Source organism: Salinarimonas soli (assembly GCF_008386575.1).
Taxonomy (GTDB): Bacteria; Pseudomonadota; Alphaproteobacteria; order Rhizobiales; family Beijerinckiaceae; genus Salinarimonas_A; species Salinarimonas_A soli.
This window is the reverse complement of record NZ_VUOA01000014.1, coordinates 67,784-90,654: the sequence shown is the minus strand read 5'-3', so window position 1 is coordinate 90,654 and position 22,871 is coordinate 67,784. Positions and strand designations below refer to the sequence as shown.

Below are 22,871 nucleotides of genomic sequence, written 5' to 3'. Positions count from 1 at the left end.
CCGCCCATGACCGGGCCCGCCGTCGAGATCCTGGACGTTACGCTCCGCGACGGATTGCAGCTTCTCGCCGCGCCCGTGCCGCTCGACCGCAAGCTCGCGCTGCTCGACGCCGCCGAGGCCGCGGGCGTGCGGCGCCTGGAGGTGGGCTCCTTCGTCAGCCCGCGCCTGATGCCGGGCTTCGCCGACACCGCGGATGTGCTCGCGGCGGCGACAGCCCGACCGGCCTTGCGCCCCTCGGTGCTGGTGCCCAACCGCAGGGGCTTCGACCTCGCCCTCGCGGCGGGCGCGCCGGAGGTGGTCTGGGTTGTGTCGGCTTCGGAGGGGCACAACGGCGCCAATCTTCGCCGCACCGTCGAGGCTTCGCTCGCCGAGCTGATGCCCGTCTTGGCGGATGCGCGGGCGGACGGCGTGCATCTGCGCCTCGCGATCGCCACCGCCTTCCACTGCGCCTTCGACGGCCCGACCCCGCACGAGGCCGTGTTCCGCATCCTCGACCGCGCGGCGGAGAGCGGGGCGCTGCGCGAGGCGGTGCTCGCCGACACGATCGGCCACGCCGTTCCCGACGAGGCCCGCGCCCTGTTCGGCGCGGCGGCCGCGCGCTATCCGGGGCTCGTCTTCGGCTTCCATGCACACGACACGCTCGGGCGGGGGCTCGCCAATATCGAGGCGGCCTACGAGGCCGGATGCCGGGTGTTCGACGGGGCGCTCGCGGGTCTCGGCGGCTGCCCCTATGCGCCGGGAGCTGCGGGCAACGTCTCGACGGAGGCCGTGGCGGCTTTGTTCGAGGCACGCGGAATCGCCACGGGGCTCGACGCGGCGGCGCTCGCCGGGGCCGGGCGGATCGCGGCGACCTTCGGGGCGCCGGCCCGGGTGCCGCCGCTCCCCGCCTCCTAGTCCACCAGGTTCATGGTGCGCGGCAGCCACAGGGCGATGCCGGGGACGGCGATCAGGATCACGATCGCGAGCAGCATCAGGATCATGTAGGGCACCGCCGCCTTGTCGATCTCCAGGCTCGGCGCCTTGGTGAGCGACTTGATCACCACGAGGTTCAGGGCGACCGGCGGCGAGATCAGCGCCATCTCCAGGGTGATGGTGAGAAGCACCCCGTACCAGACCTTGTCGATGCCGAGATGCGCCAGCACGGGGACGAGGATCGGCGTCGTGATGAGGATGATCGAGAGCGATTCCAGCACGAGGCCGAGCAGGATCAGGATCACCATCACGGCGGCGAGGAAGGTGTAGACCGACACGTCGTATTGCGTGACGAGCTCCACCACCGCCTGCGGGATGCGCAGGAGCGTCAGCATGTGCCCGAAGACGCCCGCGCCGATCACGATGAGGAGCAGCATCGCGCTCGTGCGGCAGGCGTTGAGCACGCAGTCCCACAGGACCGCCGGCGTGAGGTTGCGATAGACGACCCCGCCCACGAAGAGCGCGTAGAGCGCCCCCATGGCGGCGGCTTCGGTGGCGGTGAAGATCCCGAAATACATGCCCCCGAGCACGAAGGGCGGCAGGGTGAGGGCCCAGGCCGAGCGGCGCAACGCCGAGAGGATCTCAGGCCCCGTGGCGCGGACGGGGCGGGCATAGGCGGGGCCGAGGGTGCGCTCGTGCCGCGTCTCGACGATCACGGCATAGCCAGCGAACATCGCGGCGAGCATCAGGCCCGGCAGCACGCCCGCCATGAACAGGGCGCCGATGGAGGTCTCGGCCACGAAGGCGTAGAGCACCATGGGGAGCGAGGGCGGGATCAGGATGCCGAGCGTGCCCCCCGCCGCCACGGTGCCGAAGGTGGTGCTGCGGCTGTAATTGTAGCGCAGCATCTGCGGGATCGCGATGGAGCCGATGGTGAGCGCGGTGGCGACGCTCGAGCCCGAGATCGCGGCGAAGATCGCGCAGGCGCCCACGGTCGCGATGGCGAGGCCCCCCGGCAGGTGCCGCACCAGGGTGTGGGCGCAGTCGTAGAGGTCGTCCACGACCTTCCCCCGCACCATGAACTCCGCCATGAGCATGAAGAGCGGGATGGCGACGAGCAGGTACGAGTTTACGTTTCCGAACACGAACTCGCCCATGGCGCCGAGCGTGCCCTTCGCCACCGCCATGATGGCGACCGAGAACACGAACATGCCCGCGAACATCGGCATGCCGAGGAACAGGACGGCGATGAGCGCCGCGAGCACGATGAGGAAGGTCACGCGACCTCTCCATGGAGCGAATCGCGCATGGCATGCGGCAGGATGCCGAGCGACAGGCAGGCGAGCTGCACCAGCGCCACAAGGGCCATGAGGCCGAAGCCCAGGGGCACGAAGGCCTGGACGGCCCAGAGCGGCACCTCCGGGATCTGGTTGGAGAGGATGCCGAGCATCTGCGTGAACTCGACCATCGTGACCCCCTCGCGCACGAGGATGGCGCTGGAGACGAGCACGGTGAAGACGCCGAAGCCGAGGACGAGGCGCGCGGCGGGCCTGTCGCGCAGCCGCTGGTGGAGGAAGTCGATGCCGATGTGGTCGTTGCGCCGCTGCACCTCCGGCAACGCCAGCATCACCGACGCCACGAGAAGCCAGCCCGCCACCTCGTCGACCCAGGGCTTGGGCGCGTTGAAGAGGTAGCGCCAGATCACCGAATAGGCGATGAGCCCCAGGATCGCGAGGAGGAGACCGCCCGAGAGCGCGAGCGCCCCCCGGGTCAGCAGGGAGACCGCCCCTTCGATCACCCGCAGGACGCGCGCGGCGGGGCGCTCGGCGTCCGCGGGAGCGGCGGCGTTGCCGCCGCCGGGCTGGTCTTGCATGGGCTGTCCCCCAGGCTGCCGGCGGCGAGCCGGATCAGAGCTTGTCGATGGCGTCGAGGAGCTTCTGGCCGTCGCTGGGCGCGGCCTTCAGGAACTCGTCGAGGACGGGCTTCTGCATGGACTTCTTCCACGTCTCGTCGTCGGCCGCGGAGTTCACGTGCAGGTTCATGCCCCGCTTCTTGAGCTCGTCCACGGCCGCGGCGGCGGTGGCTTCCGTCAGGTCGAAGGCGGCGAGCTCGGTCTTGCGGGCGGCCTTCTGGACCGCCTCGCGGTGCTCGGGCGAGAGCTTGTTCCACCAGGCCGGGTTCACGTAGACGTGGTACCAGACCATGAAATAGGGCGTCACGGTGCCGAACTTCTGCACCTCGAAGAAGCGGCGGCTCACGCCCGCCGAGACGTCGGTGAGCGCCGCGTCGAGCACCCCCGATTGCAGGGCCTGGTAGACCTCCGGCGCCGCCATGGCGGAAGGCGCGGCGCCGATGGCGGTCAGCGCCGTGTCGGCGAGGCGGTTGAGGCCGCGGATCTTCACGCCCTTGAAGTCGTCGGGCTTCAGCAGCGGCTTGTTGGCCGTGAACACCGTGGAGCGCGTGGTGTAGAGCCACATGATGTTCTTCACGCCGCGCTGCTCCAGCTTCGCCTCCAGGAGCTTCGCCGCGGGGCTGTCGAACCAGTTCCGGATCTTCTTCAGGTCCGTGAAGTAGTACGGGATGACGGTGACGTTCATCTCCGGGATGGTGTTGCCCCACTGGAAGTTCGTCGAGGAGGCCGCCTCGATGCCGCCGCGGGCCACGGACGGGTGGTTCTCGTTCGCTTTGGCGGCCTGCTCGGCGGGGAAGATCTGCACCTCGACGGCGCCGTTCGTCGCCCCCTTCACGTCCGCGGCGAAGCCCTCGAGGAGCTTGTGGATGTGGTGGCCCGTGGGGACCGGATGGCTCAGGCGCATCACGCTCTGGGCCTGGGCAAGGGTGGTCGTCAGCGCGATGGCCAGGGCGGCGAGGCCGAGGCGGCGGAACGGCGTCATGCGGGGTCCTCCTTGTGGGTGCCGATCATTGGGGTCGTGCCACGCGCTCGCGGGGCGTGGCACGCCGGATCCGGTCGGCTCGGGATCCTGTAGATCCGGGTGCGGGAGACGGCCGGCGGCACGGGCATGGCCTCAAGGCGCTGATCCCCGTCCCCCGGCTGCATGATCCCGTCCCTGATGCGGCCGGCGGAGCCGGCTCTTTCGTGTACCGTGGCGCCAGGCCCTGGGGGTGTCAAGCAAGCGGCGGCGGCCCCCTGAACGCAAGAAAGCGCCGGCCCTGGGGGCCGGCGCTCGCGTCAAGTCAGATGGATGAGGGCTTAGAAGCCGTCGCGGCGGGTGGTGCCGGACGTGCCCGTGGTGCCCGTCGTGCCGGTGCGGTCGGCATCCGCGTCGCGGTCGACCTCGACCTCGGTGCGGCGGACCGTGTCGCGCACGTTCTGGACCTCCTCGGTCGCGTTCTTGCGGACCACGACCTCCTCGACGACCCGGGCCTCCTTGGAGACCACGGCCTGCTCGTTGCGCTCCGTCGCCTCGATGGTGCGATCCTGGAACAAGTTCTCCTCGCCGGTGATCGGACGGTTCACGGGACGGCGCTCGACGTCCACGTGCTCCTGGCGCAGGCGGACCTGCTCCTCGACCGGACGCTCGATCACGTGCGAGTGGACGCGCACGCGGCCGCGGTTGACCTCACGCTTGCCGACATGGAGCTCCTCCTCGACGATCGGGATGTGCTCCTCGTTGCCGGTCATGCCCGTGCGGGCCCCCGTGGCGCCCATGCCGGCGGTGGTGCCGGTGGTCGAGCGGGCGGTGTCGGAGGAGCCGCCCATCATGCGGGACGCCGCCGAGGCGACCGCGCCGCCGAGCCCCGAGCCGCTGGTGCCCGACGCCGTGCCGCGATCCGTGGTGGTGCCCGTCAGGCCCATGCCGGAGGTGCCCATGCCGGTCTTGGTCCGGTCGGCGTCGGCGTGGGTGAACTGGCCGGACCAGCCGGACGAGCGCCACTCGGTCTCGCGGCGGTCCATGTCGACGGTGCCCTCGTCGTCGAGGATGTCGGCGACGCGGGTCGCCATGGCGTCCTCGGTGCGCACCGAGACGAGCGTGCCGCCGCGGCGGACGCCCTCGGCATAGGCATGGGCGTCCTCGTGCGAGAGGCCGGCATCGGTGAGCGAGCCCACGAGGCCGCCGACCGCCGCACCGGCGCCCGCGCCGACGAGGGTGGAGACGAGCCAGCCGGCCGCCACGACCGGGCCGACGCCCGGGATCGCCATCACGCCGAGGCCGGCGAGAAGGCCGGCGCCGCCGCCGAGCACCGTGCCGAGCGTCGCGCCCGTGCCGGCGCCCGCGCCGTCGGTGTCGTGGTCCTTGCCGTAGTGCTCCTTGTGGGACTCGTCGTTGGAGACGATGCTCACGTGGTCATGCGGAACGCCCAGCGCCTCGATGCGGCGTACGGCCTCGGCGGCGTCCTGGTAGCGGTCGAAGAGAGCGGTAACGGTTTTCATCGGAAAGTCCTTTCGGGAATGGGAATTGAGTGCGGAGGCGACGCCTTACTGGACCATTCCGACGTTGCCCTTGTAGTCCAGGCCCACGGTCATCTGCTGACCCATGTGCTGGACCTGGGCGCGCCAGATGCCGTTCTCGCCCTTCTGCAGGCCCTGGATGTCCTTGAACCCGGCCTCCTGGAGGCGCGAGCGGACCTGGCCCTCGGTGAAGCTGTTCGCGCCAGGCTCGAGCTTGGCGTTCATGTTCACGGACCCGGTGGTCCCGCCCTGGGGCATGGCGTCGGTGTTCGGGCGGCTGACGGCCGACTGGCCCTGCTGCTGCGCCGAGTTGTTGCCGGGCTGGGCCGGCTGGCCGGTGACGGTGGTCTGAGCGAGAGCCGGAACGGCGAGAGCCGCGAGAGCGGCAAGCGTCAAGATGCTACGCTGCATCGGTTGTGCCTCCTTAAGCAATGGGGAACCCGCTCAGACAAAGACTTGCGCGACCATCTGTTCCCACGATCATAGGAAAAGGTGCGGTATTCTGTCCTGACACGAAGCTCGGGCGCGGAAGCTTGGCCTTTACTCGCGCTCGACCGTGGCGCGGGTCGAGCGAACCGTGACCGGAACCTCGACCTCCTCGGTGCGCTGCACCTTCTTGATGTGAAGCTCTTCCTTCAGGCGAAGGCGCCGCTCCACCACGAGGATCTCCTCGACGACGGGCACGATCGTGACCCCATTCTCCTCGCGGATCGCCGGCGCCTCGGTGACCTCCCGGTCGATCGGCACGCGCTCGACGGTGACCTCCTCGTGAGACAGGGTCTCGCGCAGGAGCTCCTGGCGCTCCTCCACCCGGGAATGGACCCGCACGCGCCCGCCCTCGACGGCGCGCTTCCCGATGGTCGCGCGCTCCTCGACGATGGGGATGCGCTCGACGATCTCGTCGGGCTTGTCGTCGTCTCGAGCCATGGCGGGTCTCCGGTTCGCAAGGGGGATAAAAGCCGGTCCGGGCGATGGTTCCGGCGGGCGGCGGATTTCGGCTTGCCTATCGGGGGCGGTTGCCTCCATCGTCCCGCCGCCACAAGGGACCCCTCATGATCCTTCTGCCCCACCTCCTGCGCCGCTTCGTCTCCAATGGCCGGCTCACCGTGATCGACCACGACGGATCGGTTCAGTCCTTCGGGTCGGGGCAGGACGGGCCGCTCGTGACGATGCGGCTCGCCGACGACAAGGTGGAGCGGGAGATCTTCCTCAACCCGGAGCTCAAGACGGCGGAGGCCTACATGGACGGCCGCCTCAGCTTCGAGGAGGGCTCCACGGTCTACGACCTGCTCCAGCTGTTCTCCGTGAACCGCAAGGGGCTGGGCTCCCACCCGGTCCAGGCGGCGCTCCGCCAGGCCTGGCGCTCCATGCGCCGCCTGCACCAGGCGAACCCCTTGGGCAAGGCCGCCGAGAACGTGCGCGGGCACTACGACCATCCGGGCTCGTTCTACGCCCTGTGGCTCGACGAGCGGATGGCCTATTCCTGCGCCTACTTCCAGACGCCGGACCAGAGCCTGGAGGACGCCCAGGTCGCGAAGTTCCGCCACATCGCGGCGAAGCTCGACCTCAAGCCCGGGATGAGCGTGGCCGAGATCGGCTCAGGCTGGGGCGGGCTCGCCATCTACCTCGCCAAGGTGTGCGGCGTGCACGTGACCGCGATCAACGTGTCGCCGGAGCAGCTCGCGGCCTCCCGGCGCAAGGCCGAGGAGGCGGGGGCCACGGGCGGCATCACCTTCGTCGAGCAGGACTATCGCGAGCTCAAGGGAACCTTCGACCGGGTCGTGTCGGTGGGCATGATGGAGCATGTGGGCGTCGCCTATTTCGACGAGTATTTCCGCTCCGTGAAGCGGCTCCTGAAGCCCGGCGGCTTCGCCATGATCCACGCGATCGGCCGCATGTCGCCCCCCGGCTCCACGGCGCCCTTCATCCGCAAGTACATCTTCCCGGGCGGCTACGTGCCGGCCCTCTCGGAGGTGTTCGCCTCCACCGAGCGCACGGGGGTGTGGGTGGCGGACTGCGAGATCCTGCGGCTCCACTATTATTGGACGATCAAGCACTGGCGCGAGCGCTTCATGGCGCGCCGGGCCGAGGTGGTGGAGCAGATGGGCGAGCGCTTCGCCCGGATGTGGGAGTTCTACCTCGTGGCCGTCGAGCTCGGCTTCCTGCACGGCTCGAACATGGTCTTCCAGCTTCTCCTCGCCGAGACCCGCGACGCGGTGCCGGTGATCCGCGACTTCATCACCGACAACGAAAGGGCGCTGATCGAGCGGGAGCGGGAGATCGGGTACTGATGCCGCTCTACTTCGCCTACGGCGCCAACATGGACCGGGCCGCCATGCGGGCCCGCTGCCCCGCCTCGAAGCCCCTCGGCCCCGCCCGCCTCGTGCGCCACCGCTTCATGATCATGAGCGAGGGCTACGCCACGGTGGCGCGCGACCCGCGCCGCGCCGTCTGGGGCCTTCTGTGGGACCTCGCGCTCGCCGACATGCCCGCCCTCGACCGATTCGAGAGCCTGCACACGGGCCTCTACGCCAAGCTCGTCCAGCCGGTGCTGACGGAATCAGGCCCCCGCAAGGCGGTGCTCTACATCGCCCGCTCGCACCAGCCCGGCCCGCCGCGCCCGGGCTACATGGAGGGCGTGCTCGCCGCAGCCCGCGAGATCGGCCTCCCGGCGGAGTACCTGCGCGAGCTGGGGGTCTATGCTGGCGAGACGGGAGGCGACGCGCCTCGTCCGAAAGTCCGCCCGACGCAAGCCGCGCCTGGCAGCACGGTGCGCCTGACCAGGGGCTGACTCCCCTCTCCCGGATGGGAGAGGGATGCGCACGGTGCCAGCGGGTGAGGGTGGCCAGCTCAGACCAACTCGCGCCCAATCCCTCTCGCTTTTCATGGCCGGGCTTGACCCGGCCATCCATTCGGCGCCTGGGTCCCCGGCCTCATCCTGAGCCTGTCGAAGGACAAGCCCGGGAATGACGGTGGGAGCACGGACCTGTGGTGCGCCCGTCCCGGCGTGCACCCTCGCCCCCGACCCCTCTCCCATCCGGGAGAGGGGAGTGTGGTACACTTCCCCGCCGAGTGATCCGCCCTCAGGAGGCCCCATGCCCCCCAAAGCCGTCCACGTCATCGTTCGCGGCCGTGTTCAGGGCGTCGGGTTCCGCGCGTGGACGCGGCATCAGGCGGAGCTTCGGTCCTTGAGCGGCTGGGTGCGCAACCTTGGCGACGGCGGGGTCGAGATAGTGTTCGCGGGCGCGCCGGACGCCGTCGACATGATGCTCAAGGCCTGCGGGGCGGGGCCGATGATGGCGCGGGTCGATTCCATGGAGGTCGCCGACACCGATCCGGCCTCGGCCGGGGAGGGCGCCTTCGAGGAGCGGCCGACGGCGTGAGGGGGGCTGCCCCTCTCTCACCCCAAACCAGGGCACCTTCACCCCCTCATGCTGAGGAGGCCTGCGGCGCAGGCCGTCTCGAAGCACGCACCACTGGCGTGAGCCGGAGGGAGACCCCTGGAGCGCCCTTCGAGGCCGGGCTTACGCAGGGCACCTCAGGACGAGGGGGGAGGGTGAAGGAATGGCCTCCTTGGGCCCTCGCCTAATCGCTCAAGCGCTCCGCTGCACCGGCCGCGCCACAGGCGCCGCCACCGCCCCATAGATCCGCTCCACGTCCGCCCGGTGGCACAGCTCCGTCCCCGGGGTGAGCACTGCCGCCGTGCCGGCCGCCACCGCCCAGCGGAACGCCTCCTCCAGGGGGCGCCCTTGCGAGAGGCGGAGCACCAGGGCCGCGAGGAAGCTGTCGCCCGCGCCCACCGCGCTCTGCACCGGCACGTCGGGCGCCGGCAGGTAGAGGGCGCCCGCCTGGGTCGCGAGCAGGGCGCCCTCGTGGCCCATGGTGACGGCGACGATCTCGGCGGCCCGGCTCTCCACCAGCGACAGGGCGGCGGCGTCCTCCTCGCCGGGCTCGCGCAGGCGCCGGCCGACCGCGCTTTCCAGGTCGCCGAGGCTCGGCTTCACGAGGTGGAGCCCGCCCTCCGCCAGCACCGCCCGCAGGGCCTCGCCCGAGGTGTCGACGACGAAGCGCGTGCCCCGGCGCGCCGCGATGCGCCCTACCTCGACATAGAAGCCCGCCGGCACCCCGCGCGGCAGGCTGCCGCTCGCCACGAGATAGTCGCACGGGGTCGCCTCGATCGCCGTGAGGCAGGCGCGCCACTCCGATTCGCGGATCTCCGGCCCCTCCGGCGTGAAGCGGTACTCGAAGCCCGTGGAGCGCTCGAAGACGGCGTGGCTCACCCGGGTCTGGTCCGCGATCTCGATGCGCCGGCGCGCGATCCCGCGGCCCTCGAGAAGCTCGTCGAGCACCGCGCCCGTGGCGCCGCCCGCGAGATAGAGGGCGGTGGCCTCGCCGCCGAGCGCGTGGATCACGCGGGCCACGTTGATTCCGCCGCCGCCCGGATCGTAGCGCTCGTTCGTGGTGCGCACCTTGTGGATCGGGCGCACGGCATCCGCCTCGCTGGCCCCGTCGATGGACGGGTTCAGGGTCAGGGTGGCGATTCGGGTCATGGCGTCCTCGCAGAAGCCGGCGCTTCGCCCCGGGGAACGGCGCCGGGCGCGGCGGGTTCGCTCGACCGCCGAACCTTCTTGCCGCATGTCCTAACGAGATCCGCACGAATCCTACGAGCCGCTTTCGTTCATCTGCGGTATTGGGAATGTGGTCTAAGGTGCAACATGGGCCGGAGTGAAATCCTGCCGGGGGCATCGGATCGGTTGACCGTGATCGCCGGGCGTCAGAGAGCGTCAATCTCTGTGGTCCATTCTGGCATGACCATGCGAGGCGCGTGGAGCTCACCCGCTCCACAGGCCGCAGCGACGAGGATGAGCGCAGTGTACAACCGAGACGAGGCCGCGGTGCGCGTGCGCCGCCAATCCAGGCAGCCGGATCCCGCCGTCGAGGCCTTCCGCGAGGCCATCCTCGACAAGCTCACCTACGCGGTCGGCCGCGAGGCGGGCAGCGCCCGCGACCACGACTGGTTCGTGGCGACCGCGCTCGCGGTGCGCGACCGCATCGTCGACCGCTGGACCGCCTCGAACCGGGAAGCCGATTCGGGGCAGCGCAAGCGCGTCTATTATCTCTCGCTGGAATTCCTCATCGGGCGCCTGCTCTCCGACACGCTCGGCAATCTCGGGCTCACCGAGGTCGCCCGGGAGGCGCTCGCCGATCTTGGCGTCGACCTCGACGCGGTGCGGGCCGTGGAGCCCGACGCGGCGCTCGGCAACGGGGGCCTTGGGCGCCTCGCGGCCTGCTTCATGGAGAGCTCGGCGAGCCTCGGTATCCCGGCGATCGGCTACGGCATCCGCTACGATTACGGCCTCTTCCGCCAGATCGTGTCCGAGGGCTGGCAGCGCGAGGTGCCCGAGGACTGGCTGTCCTTCGGCAATCCGTGGGAGTTCGAGCGGGCCGAGGTGGTGTTCCCGATCCGCTTCGGCGGCGCCGTAGAGCTGGCGCCCCAGCCCGACGGCACGAGCCGCGCCGTGTGGCACGCCGCCGAGACGATCCTCGCGGTCGCCTACGACACCCCCGTGGTGGGCTGGCGCGGGCGGCACGTCGACGCGCTGCGCCTGTGGTCGGCCCGCGCGCCCGACCCCATCGAGCTCGAAACCTTCAACCTCGGCGACTATGTGGGCGCCATCGCCCACCGCTCCCGGGCCGAGGCGATCTCGCGCATCCTCTACCCGAGCGACGCCACGCCCGCCGGCCAGGAGCTGCGCCTGCGGCAGGAATATTTCTTCACCTCCGCCTCGCTCCAGGACCTCATCGTCCGCCACGTGCGGGTCTATGGCGACCTCGCGACGCTCGCGGACCACGCGGCGATCCAGCTCAACGACACCCACCCGGCGATCGCGGTGGCGGAGCTGATGCGGCTTCTCGTGGACGAGCACGGCATGGCCTGGGAGCCCGCCTGGGCGATCACCCGGGGCACCCTGAACTACACCAACCACACCCTCCTGCCCGAGGCGCTGGAGACCTGGCCGGTGGGCCTCATGGAGCGGCTCCTGCCGCGCCACATGCAGATCATCTACCTCATCAACCTTCTGCACCTGGAGAGCCTGTCGAAGGCCGGCCGGATGACGGACGAGCTCCTGCCCCGGATCTCCCTCATCGACGAGAGCAACGGCCGGCGGGTGCGCATGGGCCACCTGGCGTTCCTTGGCGCCCACAAGGTCAACGGCGTCTCGGCGCTGCACACGGACCTCATGCGCCGGACCGTGTTCAAGGACCTGCACGCCCTCTACCCTGACCGGATCACCAACAAGACCAACGGCATCACCTTCCGCCGCTGGCTGCAGCAGGCCAACCCGGCCCTGACCCGGCTCCTCGTCGAGACGCTTGGCGAGCGTGTGCTCGACGATCCCGCGGCCCTCCAGGGCCTCGTGCCCCTGAGCGAGGATCCCGCCTTCCAGGCGCGCTTCGAGGCCCAGCGGCGCGCCAACAAGGAGGCGCTCGCGCGGCTTGCCCGCGAGCGCATCGGCGTGGCGCTCGACCCCTCGGCCCTGTTCGACGTGCACATCAAGCGCATCCACGAGTACAAGCGCCAGCTCCTCAACATCCTCGAGACGATCGCCCTCTACCAGGCGATCCGCGCCGAGCCCGAGGCCGACCACGTGCCCCGGGTGAAGGTGTTCGCCGGCAAGGCGGCGGCGAGCTACGCGCAAGCGAAGCTCATTATCAAGCTCGCCAACGACGTGGCCCGCACCGTGAACGCCGACCCCGTGGTGGCGGGGCGCCTGAAGGTGGCCTTCCTGCCGAACTACAACGTGAGCCTCGCCGAGAGCATCATCCCGGCAGCCGACCTCTCGGAGCAGATCTCCACGGCCGGCATGGAGGCATCCGGCACGGGCAACATGAAGTTCGCCCTCAACGGCGCCATCACCGTCGGAACGCTGGACGGCGCCAACGTCGAGATCCGCGACCATGTGGGGGCCGACAACATCTTCATCTTCGGCCTCACCACCGAGGAGGTCGAGGTGCGGCTGCGCGGGGGCGGGGCGAAGGGGGAAGGCGCCATCGCGGCCTCGCCGCGGCTCCACGGCGTGATGGAGGCGCTGTCGTCGGGCCTGTTCTCGCCCGAGGACACGGGGCGCTTCCGGCCGATCGTCGACGCGCTCACCCACAACGACCGCTACCTCGTCACCGCCGACTTCGACTCGTACTGGAACGCCCAGCGCGCGGTCGACGCCCTGTGGCGCGATCCGGCGGCGTGGTGGCGCATGAGCATCCTCAACACGGCCCGCATCGGCTGGTTCTCCTCCGACCGCACGATCCGCGAATATGCCGAGGAGATCTGGCGGGTGCCGCTGCGGGGCTGAGCGACGCGAACGAGGCCGCCTCCGGGCGGCCTTTTCGCATCCGCACGGGGCGGGGATCTTCACCGAACGTTCACCCTTCCTCGCAGATGCGAGATATTCTGCCGCACCGCAAAAATTTTCTACGGCCGAGCTGAAACCAATGGGTCGCGCGCGCGTTAGGGGTGCGGTCCCGCTCGAGCGCGGCAGGGCCCTTGGGGCAGCGGCGCTCTCGAAACATCACATGGCGACAATCCAGGCTACGGCTTGCGGCGCGGCTCTGCCGCTCCGGGCGCATGCGTCCGCGGGCGGCATCGAGGCGAACGAGAACGCACGTCAACCGATCCTCTACGTCACGTCGGAGATGGCCGACTACGTGAAGGCCGGCGGGCTCGGCGAGGTGTCGGCGGCGCTCCCGCGCACGCTGCGCCAGCACTACGACGTGCGCGTTCTCATCCCGGGCTACCGCGCCATCCTGGAGGCCCATCCCGACATCCCCGTGGTGGCCCGCCTGCCCGCCGCCTTTGGCCTTCCGGCCTGCGATCTCGGGCGCATCGACACGGAGGACGGCCTCACGGTCTACGTCCTGCTCTGTGCCGACCTCTACGACCGCGAAGGCTCGCCCTACGGCGACCGCGACGGCGTCGACTGGCACGACAACGACGTCCGCTTCGCTCGCTTAGGGCTCGCCGCCGCCGACATCGCCTGCGGTCGCGGCGAGGCGCTGTGGCGCCCGACGCTCCTCCACCTCAACGACTGGCCCTCCGGGCTCGCCGCCGCCTATCTCGCCTGGCGCGGGCAGCGCACGCCGAGCATCCTCACCATCCACAACCTCGCCTACCAGGGCCTGTTCGGCGCCGAGCGCCTCTCGCCTCTGGGCGTGCCCGACAGCGCGTTCCAGATCGACGGCGTGGAGTTCTACGGCAAGCTGTCCTTCCTCAAGGCGGGCATCTTCTACGCCTCGCACGTCACGACGGTGAGCGACACCTACGCCCAGGAGATCCTGACGCCGGAATTCGGCTGCGGTCTCGACGGCCTGCTGCGCGCCAAGGCCGACCAGGGCTGCCTCTCGGGCATCCTCAACGGCATCGACGAGAGCTGGGATCCGGCGACCTGCCCGCACCTCGCCTCGCCCTTCGACGCCGACGACTGGGACGGCCGCCAAGCCAACGCCGACCATGTCCGCGAGGCCTTCGGGCTCGCCGTGTCGCGTGGGCCCCTCTTCGCGGTCGTCTCGCGCCTCGTGCACCAGAAGGGCGTCGACCTCGCCATCGCGGCGGCCGAGACCATCGTGGCGCAGGGCGGGCAGATCGTGGTGACGGGACGCGGCGAGGGCCGGTTCGAGGAGGCGCTGCGCGGGCTCGCGCAGCAGCATGCGGGCTCCGTCGGGGTGCGCATCGGCTTCGACGAGACGGAGGCCCGGCGCATGTTCGCCGGCAGCGACTTCCTGCTCATGCCCTCGCGCTTCGAGCCCTGCGGCCTGTCGCAGATGTACGCCCAGCGCTACGGCTCCCTGCCCATCGCCCACCGCACGGGCGGGCTCGCCGACACGATCGAGGACGGGGTCACGGGCTTCCTGTTCCGCGAGCCGTCCGTCGGCGGCCTCCTCGACGCCGTGCGCCGCGGCATGGAGACCTTCGGCTCGGGCTCCAAGCTCACCGCCATGCGCCGCGCCGCCATGGCCCGCTCCTTCGGCTGGAGCCAGTCGGCGCTCGGCTACAAGGACGTGTATGGGCGCCTGATGGCGGCGCGCTAGGGCGCGTTCCCGCTCGCCCATGGGGGAGGGGAGGCGGCGCTAGTCCGCCGCCGCGAGCGGCCGCGCCACGTGCTCCAGCGACTTTCGCTCAGCCGCCACGCCCCAGCGGCCGGCGATGACGGCGGCGACGAGCATCAGGACGGCGCCGAACACGTAGCCGCCGAACACGCTGGTGCGGCTGCCGCTCTCGATGAGCGCCCCGAACACCCACGGCCCCGCGACCCCGCCGAGCCCCGTCCCGAAGGCGTAGAACACCGCGATGGCGAGCGCCCGGATCTCCAGGGGGAAGGTCTCGCTCACCGTGAGATAGGCCGAGCTCGCCGCCGCCGAGGCGAAGAAGAACACCACCATCCAGCAGAGCGTCAGCGTCGTCGCGGTCAGCACGTCCTGCTGGAACAGGTATCCCGTCACGGTGAGCAGGATGCCCGACATCGCATAGGTGAAGGCGATCATCTGGCGCCGGCCCACCGTGTCGAAGAGCCGGCCCAGGATGAGCGGCCCGAGGAAATTGCCGAGCGCGAAAGGCAGCAGGAACAGGCCGATCCGGTCCGAGGCCACGCCGTAGAAGTCGGTGAGCACGAGGGCGTAGGTGAAGAAGATCGCGTTGTAGAAGAAGGCCTGGCTCGCCATGAGAGCGAGGCCCACCAGCGCCCGGGAGCGGTGCCGGTGGAAGAGCGTGTCGAACACCTCGATCAACGGCGTATGGGTGCGGGCGCGAAGGCGCACCGTCTCGAACGGCCCCTCGGCAAGGGTATGCCCTTCCGCGATCACGCGGCGCTCGATCCCCGCCACGATCCGCTCCGCCTCCTCGGCGCGTCCATGCGTCATGAGCCATCGCGGGCTCTCGGGGATCCACAGGCGCATGAACAGGATCACGAGGCCGAGGACCGCCCCGATGAAGAAGGCGAGGCGCCAGCCGTAATCCGGGTTGATGATGGTGGGATCGAGCAGGATCACCGTGCCGCCAGCGCCGACCGCCGCGCCCACCCAGAAGCTCCCGTTGATGACGAGGTCCGTCCAGCCGCGCACCCGGGCCGGGATGAGCTCCTGGATCGTCGAGTTGATGGCCGTGTACTCGCCGCCGATCCCCGCTCCCGTGAGGAAGCGGAAGAAGCAGAAGCTCCAGATGTTCCAGGAGAACGCCGTCGCAGCCGTCGCCGCGAGATAGACGAACAGCGTGATGAAGAAGAGCTTCTTGCGCCCGAGCCAATCCGTGAGCCAGCCGAAGAACACGGCGCCGAGCACCGCGCCGGCCAGATAGGCGGAGGCCGCGAGCCCGATATCGGTGTTGGTGAACTGGAGCGCCGGGCTCTCCTTGAGGGCGCCCGACACGGCTCCCGCGAGCGTCACCTCCAGCCCGTCGAGGATCCACGTGATCCCCAGCGCCGCCACCACGAGCATATGGAATCGGCTCCAGGGCAGCCGGTCGAGCCGGGCCGGAATGTCGGTCTCGACGATGGCCCCGGCGGCCGTGGCCCGCGACGTCATCGGCTCTCCTCCCATGGTCGTTCAGGGGAGAACGGGAGGGCGGCTTGGCAGTTCCCAGTGGGCGGAGCCGCCTGCGCGGCGGCTTCATGCAGGGCTGGGATCCAGCGCAAGACCGCGCGGCACAGCCGCAGATCAGCCCCCTCAACCCCCGTCCCGGAAGCCCGGATAGAGCGTCATCCCGCCATCGACGAACAGGCTCGCGCCCGTCACGTAGTCGCTCTCGTCGGAGGCGAGCCAGATTGCGGCCTTGGCGATGTCGTCGGGATCGCCGACGCGGCCGTAGGGAATGAGCCGCAGGAGCGCGGCCTCGGCCTGCGGCGTCTCCCAGGCCTCGCGGTTGATGGGGGTGCGGATGGCGCCCGGCGCGATGGAGTTCACGCGAATGCCCTGCTCGGCCACCTCCTGGGCGAGGCTCTTCATCATGAGCATCACGCCGCCCTTGGAGGCGGCATAGTTCACGTGGCCCGCCCAGGGGATGACCTCGTGGACGGAGGAGATGCAGACGATCTTGCCCAGCGCCCGGCTCACCTCCGGCTCGCGGCCCCGGCGCAGGAATTCGCGCACCGCCGCGCGGGCGCACAGGAACTGGCCCGTGAGGTTGACGTCGATCACCCGGCGCCAGTCGTCGAGGCTCATCTCGTGGAAGGCCGCGTCGCGCTGTAGGCCGGCATTAGCGACGAGGATGTGGAGCGTGCCGAAGGCCGCGACGGTCTCGGCCACGATGCGCTCGACGTCCTCCTCCCGCGAGACGTCGCCGCCCACCGCGATCGCCGTGCCGCCCTCGTCCGTGATCGCGCGGGCAATCCGCTCGCCGCCCTCCCGGTCCGAGTGGTAGTTCACGGCCACACGCGCCCCGGCGCGGGCGAGGCCCTTCGCGACGGCAAGCCCAATGCCGGAGGAGGCGCCCGTGACGAGGGCGGGCTGGCCTTTGAGGTCGAGGACGGGAGGGGACATGGGCGGCTCCAGCGAGGTTCACCTCTCCCCGCCGTGCGGGGAGAGGGTCGCAGGCCCCCTCGCCGGGGCCTGCGACGAGCGCGGCAGCGCAAGGGTGAGGGGGCTTGGACGGTCGAGCGGTCGTGTCCAGACCCCCTCACCCTCGCCCTTCGGGCTTGCTTCGGCTGCCGGTCCGCAGCCGAAGCCATCTCCCCGCCCGGCGGGGAGAGGTGAAATCCATCACCCCTCCGTCCGTTCCAGGATCAGCGTCGCGAGCGGCGGCAGCGTGAGGGTCAGCGAATACGGCTGGCCGTGGCTCGGGGTCGGCTCGGCTTGCACGCCGCCGAGATTGCCGACGTTGGAGCCGCCATAGATGCCGGCATCCGTGTTGACGGCCTCGCGGTAGAAGCCGGGCTCCGGCACGCCGATGCGGTAGCCCTCCCGTACCACGGGGGTGAAGTTCGAGACGACCACCGCGAGGCTGTCCTCGAGCCCGTGACGGGCCCAGGCGATGACGTTGTTCTCGGCGTCGTCCGACACCAGCCAGCGGAAGCCCTCCGCGTCGCAGTCGCGCTCGTGGAGCGCCGGGATGGCGCGGTAGGCGGCGTTGAGGTCGCCGATGAGGCCCTTCACGCCCGCGTGCAGCGGATCGTCGAGGCTGTCCCAGTCGAGGCCCGCGTCGTGGTTCCACTCCCGCTCCTGGCCGAACTCGGCGCCCATGAAGATGAGCTTCTTGCCCGGATGCCCCCACATGAAGCCGTAATAGGCCCGCAGGTTCGCGAAGCGCTGCCATTGGTCGCCGGGCATGCGGCCCAGGATCGAGCCCTTCCCGTGCACCACCTCGTCGTGGGAGAGCGGCAGCACGAAGTTCTCCGAGAAGGCGTAGAGCAGGCCGAAGGTGAGGTCGTGGTGGTGGTAGCGCCGGTGCACGGGCTCCTTGCCGATGAAGCGCAGGGTGTCGTGCATCCACCCCATGTTCCACTTGAAGCCGAAGCCGAGGCCGCCCGTATAGGTCGGGTGCGAGACGCCGGGCCAGGCGGTGGATTCCTCGGCCACCGTGATGGCGCCCGGCGAATGGGCGTAGGCCGCCTCGTTCATCTTGCGCAGGAAGTCGATCGCCTCGAGGTTCTCGTTGCCGCCATAGCGGTTGGGCACCCACTCGCCGTGCTTTCGCGAGTAGTCGAGGTAGAGCATGGAGGCCACGGCATCCACGCGAAGCCCGTCGAGGTGGTAGCGCTCGAGCCAGAAGCGGGCATTGGAGACGAGGAAGGCCGAGACCTCCTGGCGCCCGTAATTGTAGATGTAGGTGCCCCAATCCTGGTGGAAGCCCTGGCGCGGGTCGGCGTGCTCGTAGAGGTGCGTCCCGTCGAAATAGGCGAAGCCGTGCGCGTCGTTGGGGAAGTGGCCCGGCACCCAGTCGAGGATGATGCCGATGCCCGCCGCGTGGGCGGCCTCCACGAACTCCTTGAAGTCCTCCGGGCTCCCGTGCCGCGAGGTCGGCGCGAAGAGCGAGATCGGCTGGTAGCCCCAGGAGCCGTCGAAGGGGAACTCGGTGATGGGAAGGAGCTCGATATGAGAGAAGCCGAGCTCCTTCACGTAAGGGATCAACCGCTCGGCGAGCTCGCGATAGGTGAGATAGCGGTTGCCCTCCTCGGGCACCCGCGCCCACGAGCCCAGATGGCACTCGTAGATCGAGATCGGCGTCTTGCGGGGATCGTGCGTGCCCCGGCCCGCCATCCAGGCGGCGTCGCGCCAGGCGTAGTCCGGCGCGCCCGTGAGCACCGAGCTCGTCGCCGGCGGATGCTCGGCCGCGAAGGCCACGGGATCGGCCTTGAGGGGCAGGATGTCGCCGCCCGCACCGACGATCTCGTACTTGTAGTTCATGCGCTCGACGAGGTCGGGGATGAACAATTCCCAGATGCCGCCGTCGTGGCGAAGGCGCATGGGGTTGCGCCGTCCGTCCCAGTCGTTGAAGTCGCCGACCACGCTGACGCGGCGCGCGTTGGGCGCCCAGACGGCGAAGAGGAAGCCCTCCGCCCCGCCGACGTTGCGTCGCTGCGCCCCGAGCACGCGGTAGGTGGCGTCCGAGCCCACCTCCCGGACCTGGTTCAGCTCGGCAGGGGTGAGGATGTCGCCGAAGCCGTAGATGTCGTGCACGACCCGGGTGGCCAGCGGATACTCGATCCGGAAGCGGTAGCCCGGCCGCTCCTTGGACGGGATGCGGCCGACGAAGAAGCCCTCCGGGTGGGCGCGCTCCATGGTGCCCAAAGCCGTCTCGTCGTGCCAGCCGACGATCGTGATGCCCTGCGCGCCGGGGAAGAAGGCGCGCACCTCCCAGGTGCCGGGCTCGATCTGGTGGGGGCCGAGCACCGCGAAGGGGTCGCCGTGGCGCGCGGCCAGGATCGCCGCGATGGCGTCGGGCTGCACGGCGCCCGTGACGCGCTCCACGCGGCCGCCGCGGCGCCCGCGCGGACCTTGCGCCGGCGGGCGCACCTCCAGGATCGGCGGCGTGAGGGTCGTATCCGGCACCGGGGGCTCGACGGTGTCGCCGGCCGACGGCACGGGCGTCGCCGCGCTCTCCGCGACGGTCGCCAGGAGGGCGGCGGCCTGGCTTGCCTTGGCGCCGACGCGGGGGCTGCGCGACTCGTCCATCTTCTTCAGATCGTTCTCGTCGCTCATGCGGTCTCCTCGTTCAGGATCGACAAGACTCCGTGGACCGGTGTCTGGATCCAATCGGGGCGATTGTCCGCCTCGTAGTTGATCTCGTAGAGCGCCTTGCCGAGCAGGTGCAGGCGCAGCAGCCGCGCACGCGCCGCCTCGTCGGCCACCCAGCCGGGCGAGCCGGCGGCCGCCTCCTCATAGGCCCTCAAAAAGGCCTCGCCCGCAAGCTCGCGCCAGGTCGCGGCCGCAGCCTGGACGCGCACCGCCTCCGTCTCGCCAAAGCGCGTGCCGACCTCCCGGGCGCCGGTTTCGGCCGCGTAGGCGAAGGAACGCAGGATGCCGGCGACGTCGCGCAAGGGGGAGCCCTTGGCGCGGCGCTGCTCCGTGCTGCGCGAGGGCTCGCCCTCGAAGTCGACGATCATCACGTCGTCCTGGACGATGAGCACCTGGCCGAGATGGTAGTCGCCGTGGATGCGGATCTTCATGGCGTCGGGCACCGCGCCCGCAAGCCGGTCGACGAGGGCGAGGCACTCGTCGCGGCGCTCCAGGAGGGCGTCGATCGCCGCCGCCGTCTCGTCGGGGACGCGCCCCCGAACGCCCGTCAGCGCCTTGAAGGCGCGTTCCGCTTGCGCCCGCGCGTCGGCCGCGACCGCGGTGAGATCGGCCCCCGTCATCGGCTCGGCGCGGAAGGCCTCGTCGTCGGTCGGCGTCGCCAGAGCCCGGTGCAGCTCGCCCGTGCGCTGGCCGAGGATGCGGGCATAGACGAGATAGGTGGCGAACACCTCGCTCAGCGGCGTCCCGCCGTCGTCGGGGATGAGCGCCAGGTGGTCGAGCTCGCGGCGGAGCGTGTCGAGGGTGTAGGACCAGGCGTCGCCCTGGTTGCGCACGAAGCGCTGGAGCACGGCAAGCCCGGTGCGGGTGCCGTCCGCGTCCTCGTGCTCCATGACGCCGAGCAGCTCCGGCGCGTTGGCGAAGCCCGCCACCTCCGTGAGGAAGCGCCCCACCTCGATCTCCGGCTGGATGCCGGGCTGGAGACGGCGGAAGAGCTTCAGGATCATGCTCTGGTCGAAGGCGATGGAGGTGTTGCTCTGCTCCGCCCCCATGCGCCGGATCTCCTCGGCGTCGACGTCCGGCATCTCGGCAAGCCGGCTCGTGGCCGTGAAGCGGATGCGCCCGCCGCCGTCGGTGGCGATCTCGTCGCCCGCCCGCATGGCTTTGAGCGCCGACAGCGCGAATTCCGGGGAGGAGGCGGCGCCGAACAGGAGGCCGAGCTGGCGGCCGCGCCGCACGCGGGCCACCGCGTAGGCGAGGATCGACTCCTCCTCGCGCCCTTCCTCCACGGCGAGCGGCGCGAAATAGGCGTGGCGCTCGCCGTTGCCGAGCTCCACCTCGACGCGGGGCAGCAGGAAGGCGTCGCCCCCGCTCCGGTTCTTCATGGAGGCGAAGTCGAGGACGCGCACGTTCTTCAGCGGCGAGCCCTTGCCCGCGAACCAGCGCCGGCTCGCGATGAAGCGCGGCACGATGGTCCGCTCGAAGGCCGTGCGCTCGCGCCCCTGGAGGATGGTCTCGGGCTTGCCCGTGAGCACAAGGGTGAAGAGCTCCGGCGAGAGGGCCGGGCCGAAGCGGTTCTCCTCGTGGGGCACGGCGGCGAGCTTGAACCAGAGAAAGCCGTAAGCCGGCAGCGTGAGGAGGTAGGGCAGGTCGCCGATGGGCGGGAACACGGACCCGCCCGTCATCTCGACGAGGGAGCTGCCCTTCATGTCGGCGAGGTCGAGCTCCACGGCCTGGGGGGCGCGGGAGAGGTTCACCACGCACAGGATGCGCTCGTCCTCGTGCTCGCGGATATAGGCGAGCACCTTGCGGTTCTGGGGGTAGAGGAAGCGCAAGGTGCCGCGGCTGAAGGCGAGGCTCGCGCGGCGCAGCGAGATCATCCGCCGCGTCCAGTTGAGCAGGCTCGCGGGCGCGCGCAGCTGCGATTCCACGTTCACGGCGTCGAAGCCGTAGATCGGGTCCTGGATCGCGGGGAGGAACAGGCGGGCGGGGTCGGAGCGCGAGAAGCCGCCGTTGCGGTCGGGCGACCATTGCATCGGGGTGCGCACGCCGTCGCGGTCGCCGAGATAGATGTTGTCCCCCATGCCGATCTCGTCGCCGTAATAGAGCACGGGCGTGCCGGGCATGGAGAGGAGGAGCGAGTTCAAGAGCTCGATCTTGCGCCGGTCGTTCTCCAGAAGCGGCGCGAGGCGGCGGCGGATGCCGAGATTGATGCGGGCGCGCCGGTCGCCGGCATAGAACGACCAGAGATAGTCGCGCTCCTTGTCGGTGACCATCTCGAGGGTGAGCTCGTCATGGTTGCGCAGGAAGATCGCCCATTGGCAGCCCTCCGGGATTTCCGGCGTCTGGCGCATGATGTCGGTGATCGGGTGCCGGTCCTCCTGCGCCACCGCCATGTACATGCGCGGCATCAGGGGGAAGTGGAACGCCATGTGGCATTCGTCCCCGTCGCCGAAATATTGCGCCGTCTCCTCGGGCCATTGGTTGGCCTCCGCGAGCAGCATGCGGTCGTGATAGTTCTCGTCCAGCGCCGAGCGGATCGCCTTGATGACCGTGTGGGTCTCCGGAAGGTTCTCGCAGTTCGTGCCCTCGCGCTCGATGAGGTAGGGGATCGCGTCGAGGCGCAACCCGTCGACCCCCATGTCGAGCCAGTAGCGCATCGTCTCCGTGACGGCCTCCAGCACCCGGGGATTGTCGAAGTTGAGGTCGGGCTGGTGGCTGTAGAAGCGGTGCCAGAAATAGGCTTTGGCAGTCGAATCCCAGGTCCAGTTCGAGGCTTCCGTATCGAGGAAGATGATGCGGGTGTCCTCGTACTTCTCGTCCGTGTCGGACCAGACATAGAAGTCCCGCGCCGCCGAGCCCGGGCGCGCCAGCCGCGCCTTCTGGAACCAGGGGTGCTGGTCGGAGGTGTGGTTGATCACGAGCTCGGTGATGACCCTCAGGCCCCGGTCATGCGCCTCCTTCACGAAGCGCTTGAAGTCGCGCATCGAGCCGTAGGCCGGGTTGATGCCCCGGTAGTCCGCGATGTCGTACCCGTCGTCCTTCAGCGGCGAGGGATAGAAGGGCATCAGCCAGATGGCGTTGACGCCGAGATCCTTCACGTAATCGAGCTTCGCCGTCACGCCCGCGAAGTCGCCGACCCCGTCGTCGTTCGAGTCGAAGAACGACTTCACGTGGATCTGGTAGATGATGGCGTCGCGATACCATTGCGCGTCGCTGCGGTCGATCATGGGCGTCTCAGGCTGTGAGGGCGGAAGGACGGGGTGAGCCGCGTCTCCCCTCTCCCATGGGGAGAGGGGCCGGGGGTGAGGGGGTACCACGGGGATCC

General features: G+C 70.1%; 17 protein-coding genes. 6 read left to right on the top strand and 11 right to left on the bottom strand.

Annotation, left to right across the window (positions count from 1 at the left end):
• The first annotated feature begins 6 nt into the window (after positions 1-6).
• A complete protein-coding gene (locus F0L46_RS06125) occupies positions 7-894 on the top strand; it encodes a hydroxymethylglutaryl-CoA lyase (protein WP_149816168.1) in 888 nt (295 codons plus the stop codon).
• Here F0L46_RS06125 and F0L46_RS06120 read toward each other — a convergent pair.
• The 6 genes from F0L46_RS06120 to F0L46_RS06090 all read right to left on the bottom strand — a co-directional run bounded on the left by F0L46_RS06120 (position 891) and on the right by F0L46_RS06090 (position 6,250).
• On the bottom strand, positions 891-2,192 hold the full coding sequence (locus F0L46_RS06120; RefSeq protein WP_149816167.1) for a TRAP transporter large permease: 1,302 nt from the start codon (positions 2,190-2,192) through the stop codon (positions 891-893). The two genes, F0L46_RS06125 and F0L46_RS06120, sit on opposite strands and share 4 nt — an antisense overlap.
• Entirely contained in the window at positions 2,189-2,785 is a 597-nt protein-coding gene (locus F0L46_RS06115; RefSeq protein ID WP_149816166.1) for a TRAP transporter small permease, read from the bottom strand. Before F0L46_RS06115 ends, F0L46_RS06120 begins: the two co-directional genes overlap by 4 nt.
• Before the next feature lie 34 nt (positions 2,786-2,819).
• Complete coding sequence (dctP, locus tag F0L46_RS06110; RefSeq protein ID WP_149816165.1) at positions 2,820-3,806, bottom strand: TRAP transporter substrate-binding protein DctP; 987 nt, start codon at positions 3,804-3,806, stop codon at positions 2,820-2,822.
• 317 nt (positions 3,807-4,123) lie between these two features.
• Entirely contained in the window at positions 4,124-5,305 is a 1,182-nt protein-coding gene (locus F0L46_RS26790; protein ID WP_240539888.1) for a YsnF/AvaK domain-containing protein, read from the bottom strand.
• A gap of 45 nt (positions 5,306-5,350) precedes the next feature.
• A complete protein-coding gene (locus F0L46_RS06095; protein ID WP_149816164.1) occupies positions 5,351-5,734 on the bottom strand; it encodes a hypothetical protein in 384 nt (127 codons plus the stop codon).
• A gap of 129 nt (positions 5,735-5,863) precedes the next feature.
• A complete protein-coding gene (locus tag F0L46_RS06090; protein WP_149816163.1) occupies positions 5,864-6,250 on the bottom strand; it encodes a YsnF/AvaK domain-containing protein in 387 nt (128 codons plus the stop codon).
• A gap of 125 nt (positions 6,251-6,375) precedes the next feature.
• Between F0L46_RS06090 and F0L46_RS06085 the strand changes: the two genes are divergently transcribed.
• The 3 genes from F0L46_RS06085 (at position 6,376) to F0L46_RS06075 (ending at position 8,706) form a co-directional block, all read left to right on the top strand.
• Positions 6,376-7,614 carry an SAM-dependent methyltransferase gene (locus F0L46_RS06085; protein ID WP_149816162.1) on the top strand — a complete coding sequence of 413 codons (1,239 nt, stop codon included), beginning with the start codon at positions 6,376-6,378 and terminating at the stop codon, positions 7,612-7,614.
• Complete coding sequence (locus F0L46_RS06080; protein ID WP_149816161.1) at positions 7,614-8,114, top strand: gamma-glutamylcyclotransferase; 501 nt, start codon at positions 7,614-7,616, stop codon at positions 8,112-8,114. Before F0L46_RS06085 ends, F0L46_RS06080 begins: the two co-directional genes overlap by 1 nt.
• 304 nt (positions 8,115-8,418) lie before the next feature.
• A complete protein-coding gene (locus tag F0L46_RS06075) occupies positions 8,419-8,706 on the top strand; it encodes an acylphosphatase (RefSeq protein WP_149816160.1) in 288 nt (95 codons plus the stop codon).
• Between the two features lie 210 nt (positions 8,707-8,916).
• On the opposite strand, the gene F0L46_RS06070 is transcribed toward F0L46_RS06075, so the two are convergent.
• A complete protein-coding gene (locus tag F0L46_RS06070) occupies positions 8,917-9,873 on the bottom strand; it encodes a 1-phosphofructokinase family hexose kinase (protein WP_149816159.1) in 957 nt (318 codons plus the stop codon).
• 312 nt (positions 9,874-10,185) lie between these two features.
• On the opposite strand from F0L46_RS06070, the gene F0L46_RS06065 reads away from it, so the two are divergent.
• Positions 10,186-12,678 (top strand): glycogen/starch/alpha-glucan phosphorylase, encoded by a 2,493-nt coding sequence (locus F0L46_RS06065; protein WP_149816158.1) that lies wholly within the window; start codon positions 10,186-10,188, stop codon positions 12,676-12,678.
• 220 nt (positions 12,679-12,898) lie between these two features.
• Positions 12,899-14,410 (top strand): glycogen synthase GlgA, encoded by a 1,512-nt coding sequence (gene glgA, locus F0L46_RS06060; protein WP_149816157.1) that lies wholly within the window; start codon positions 12,899-12,901, stop codon positions 14,408-14,410.
• Positions 14,411-14,449: 39 nt separating this feature from the next.
• Here glgA and F0L46_RS06055 read toward each other — a convergent pair whose 3' ends face one another.
• The 4 genes from F0L46_RS06055 to treS all read right to left on the bottom strand — a co-directional run bounded on the left by F0L46_RS06055 (position 14,450) and on the right by treS (position 22,773).
• Positions 14,450-15,898, bottom strand: coding sequence for an MFS transporter (locus tag F0L46_RS06055; protein ID WP_240539887.1), 1,449 nt, complete (start codon positions 15,896-15,898; stop codon positions 14,450-14,452).
• 141 nt (positions 15,899-16,039) lie between these two features.
• A complete protein-coding gene (locus F0L46_RS06050; RefSeq protein WP_149816155.1) occupies positions 16,040-16,852 on the bottom strand; it encodes an SDR family oxidoreductase in 813 nt (270 codons plus the stop codon).
• Positions 16,853-17,071: 219 nt separating this feature from the next.
• The gene (gene glgB, locus F0L46_RS06045; protein WP_240539886.1) at positions 17,072-19,510 is read right to left on the bottom strand and encodes a 1,4-alpha-glucan branching protein GlgB; all 2,439 of its coding nucleotides are present in this window, start codon (positions 19,508-19,510) and stop codon (positions 17,072-17,074) included.
• Entirely contained in the window at positions 19,507-22,773 is a 3,267-nt protein-coding gene (gene treS, locus F0L46_RS06040; protein WP_149816154.1) for a maltose alpha-D-glucosyltransferase, read from the bottom strand. Before treS ends, glgB begins: the two co-directional genes overlap by 4 nt.
• Positions 22,774-22,871 lie beyond the last annotated feature (98 nt).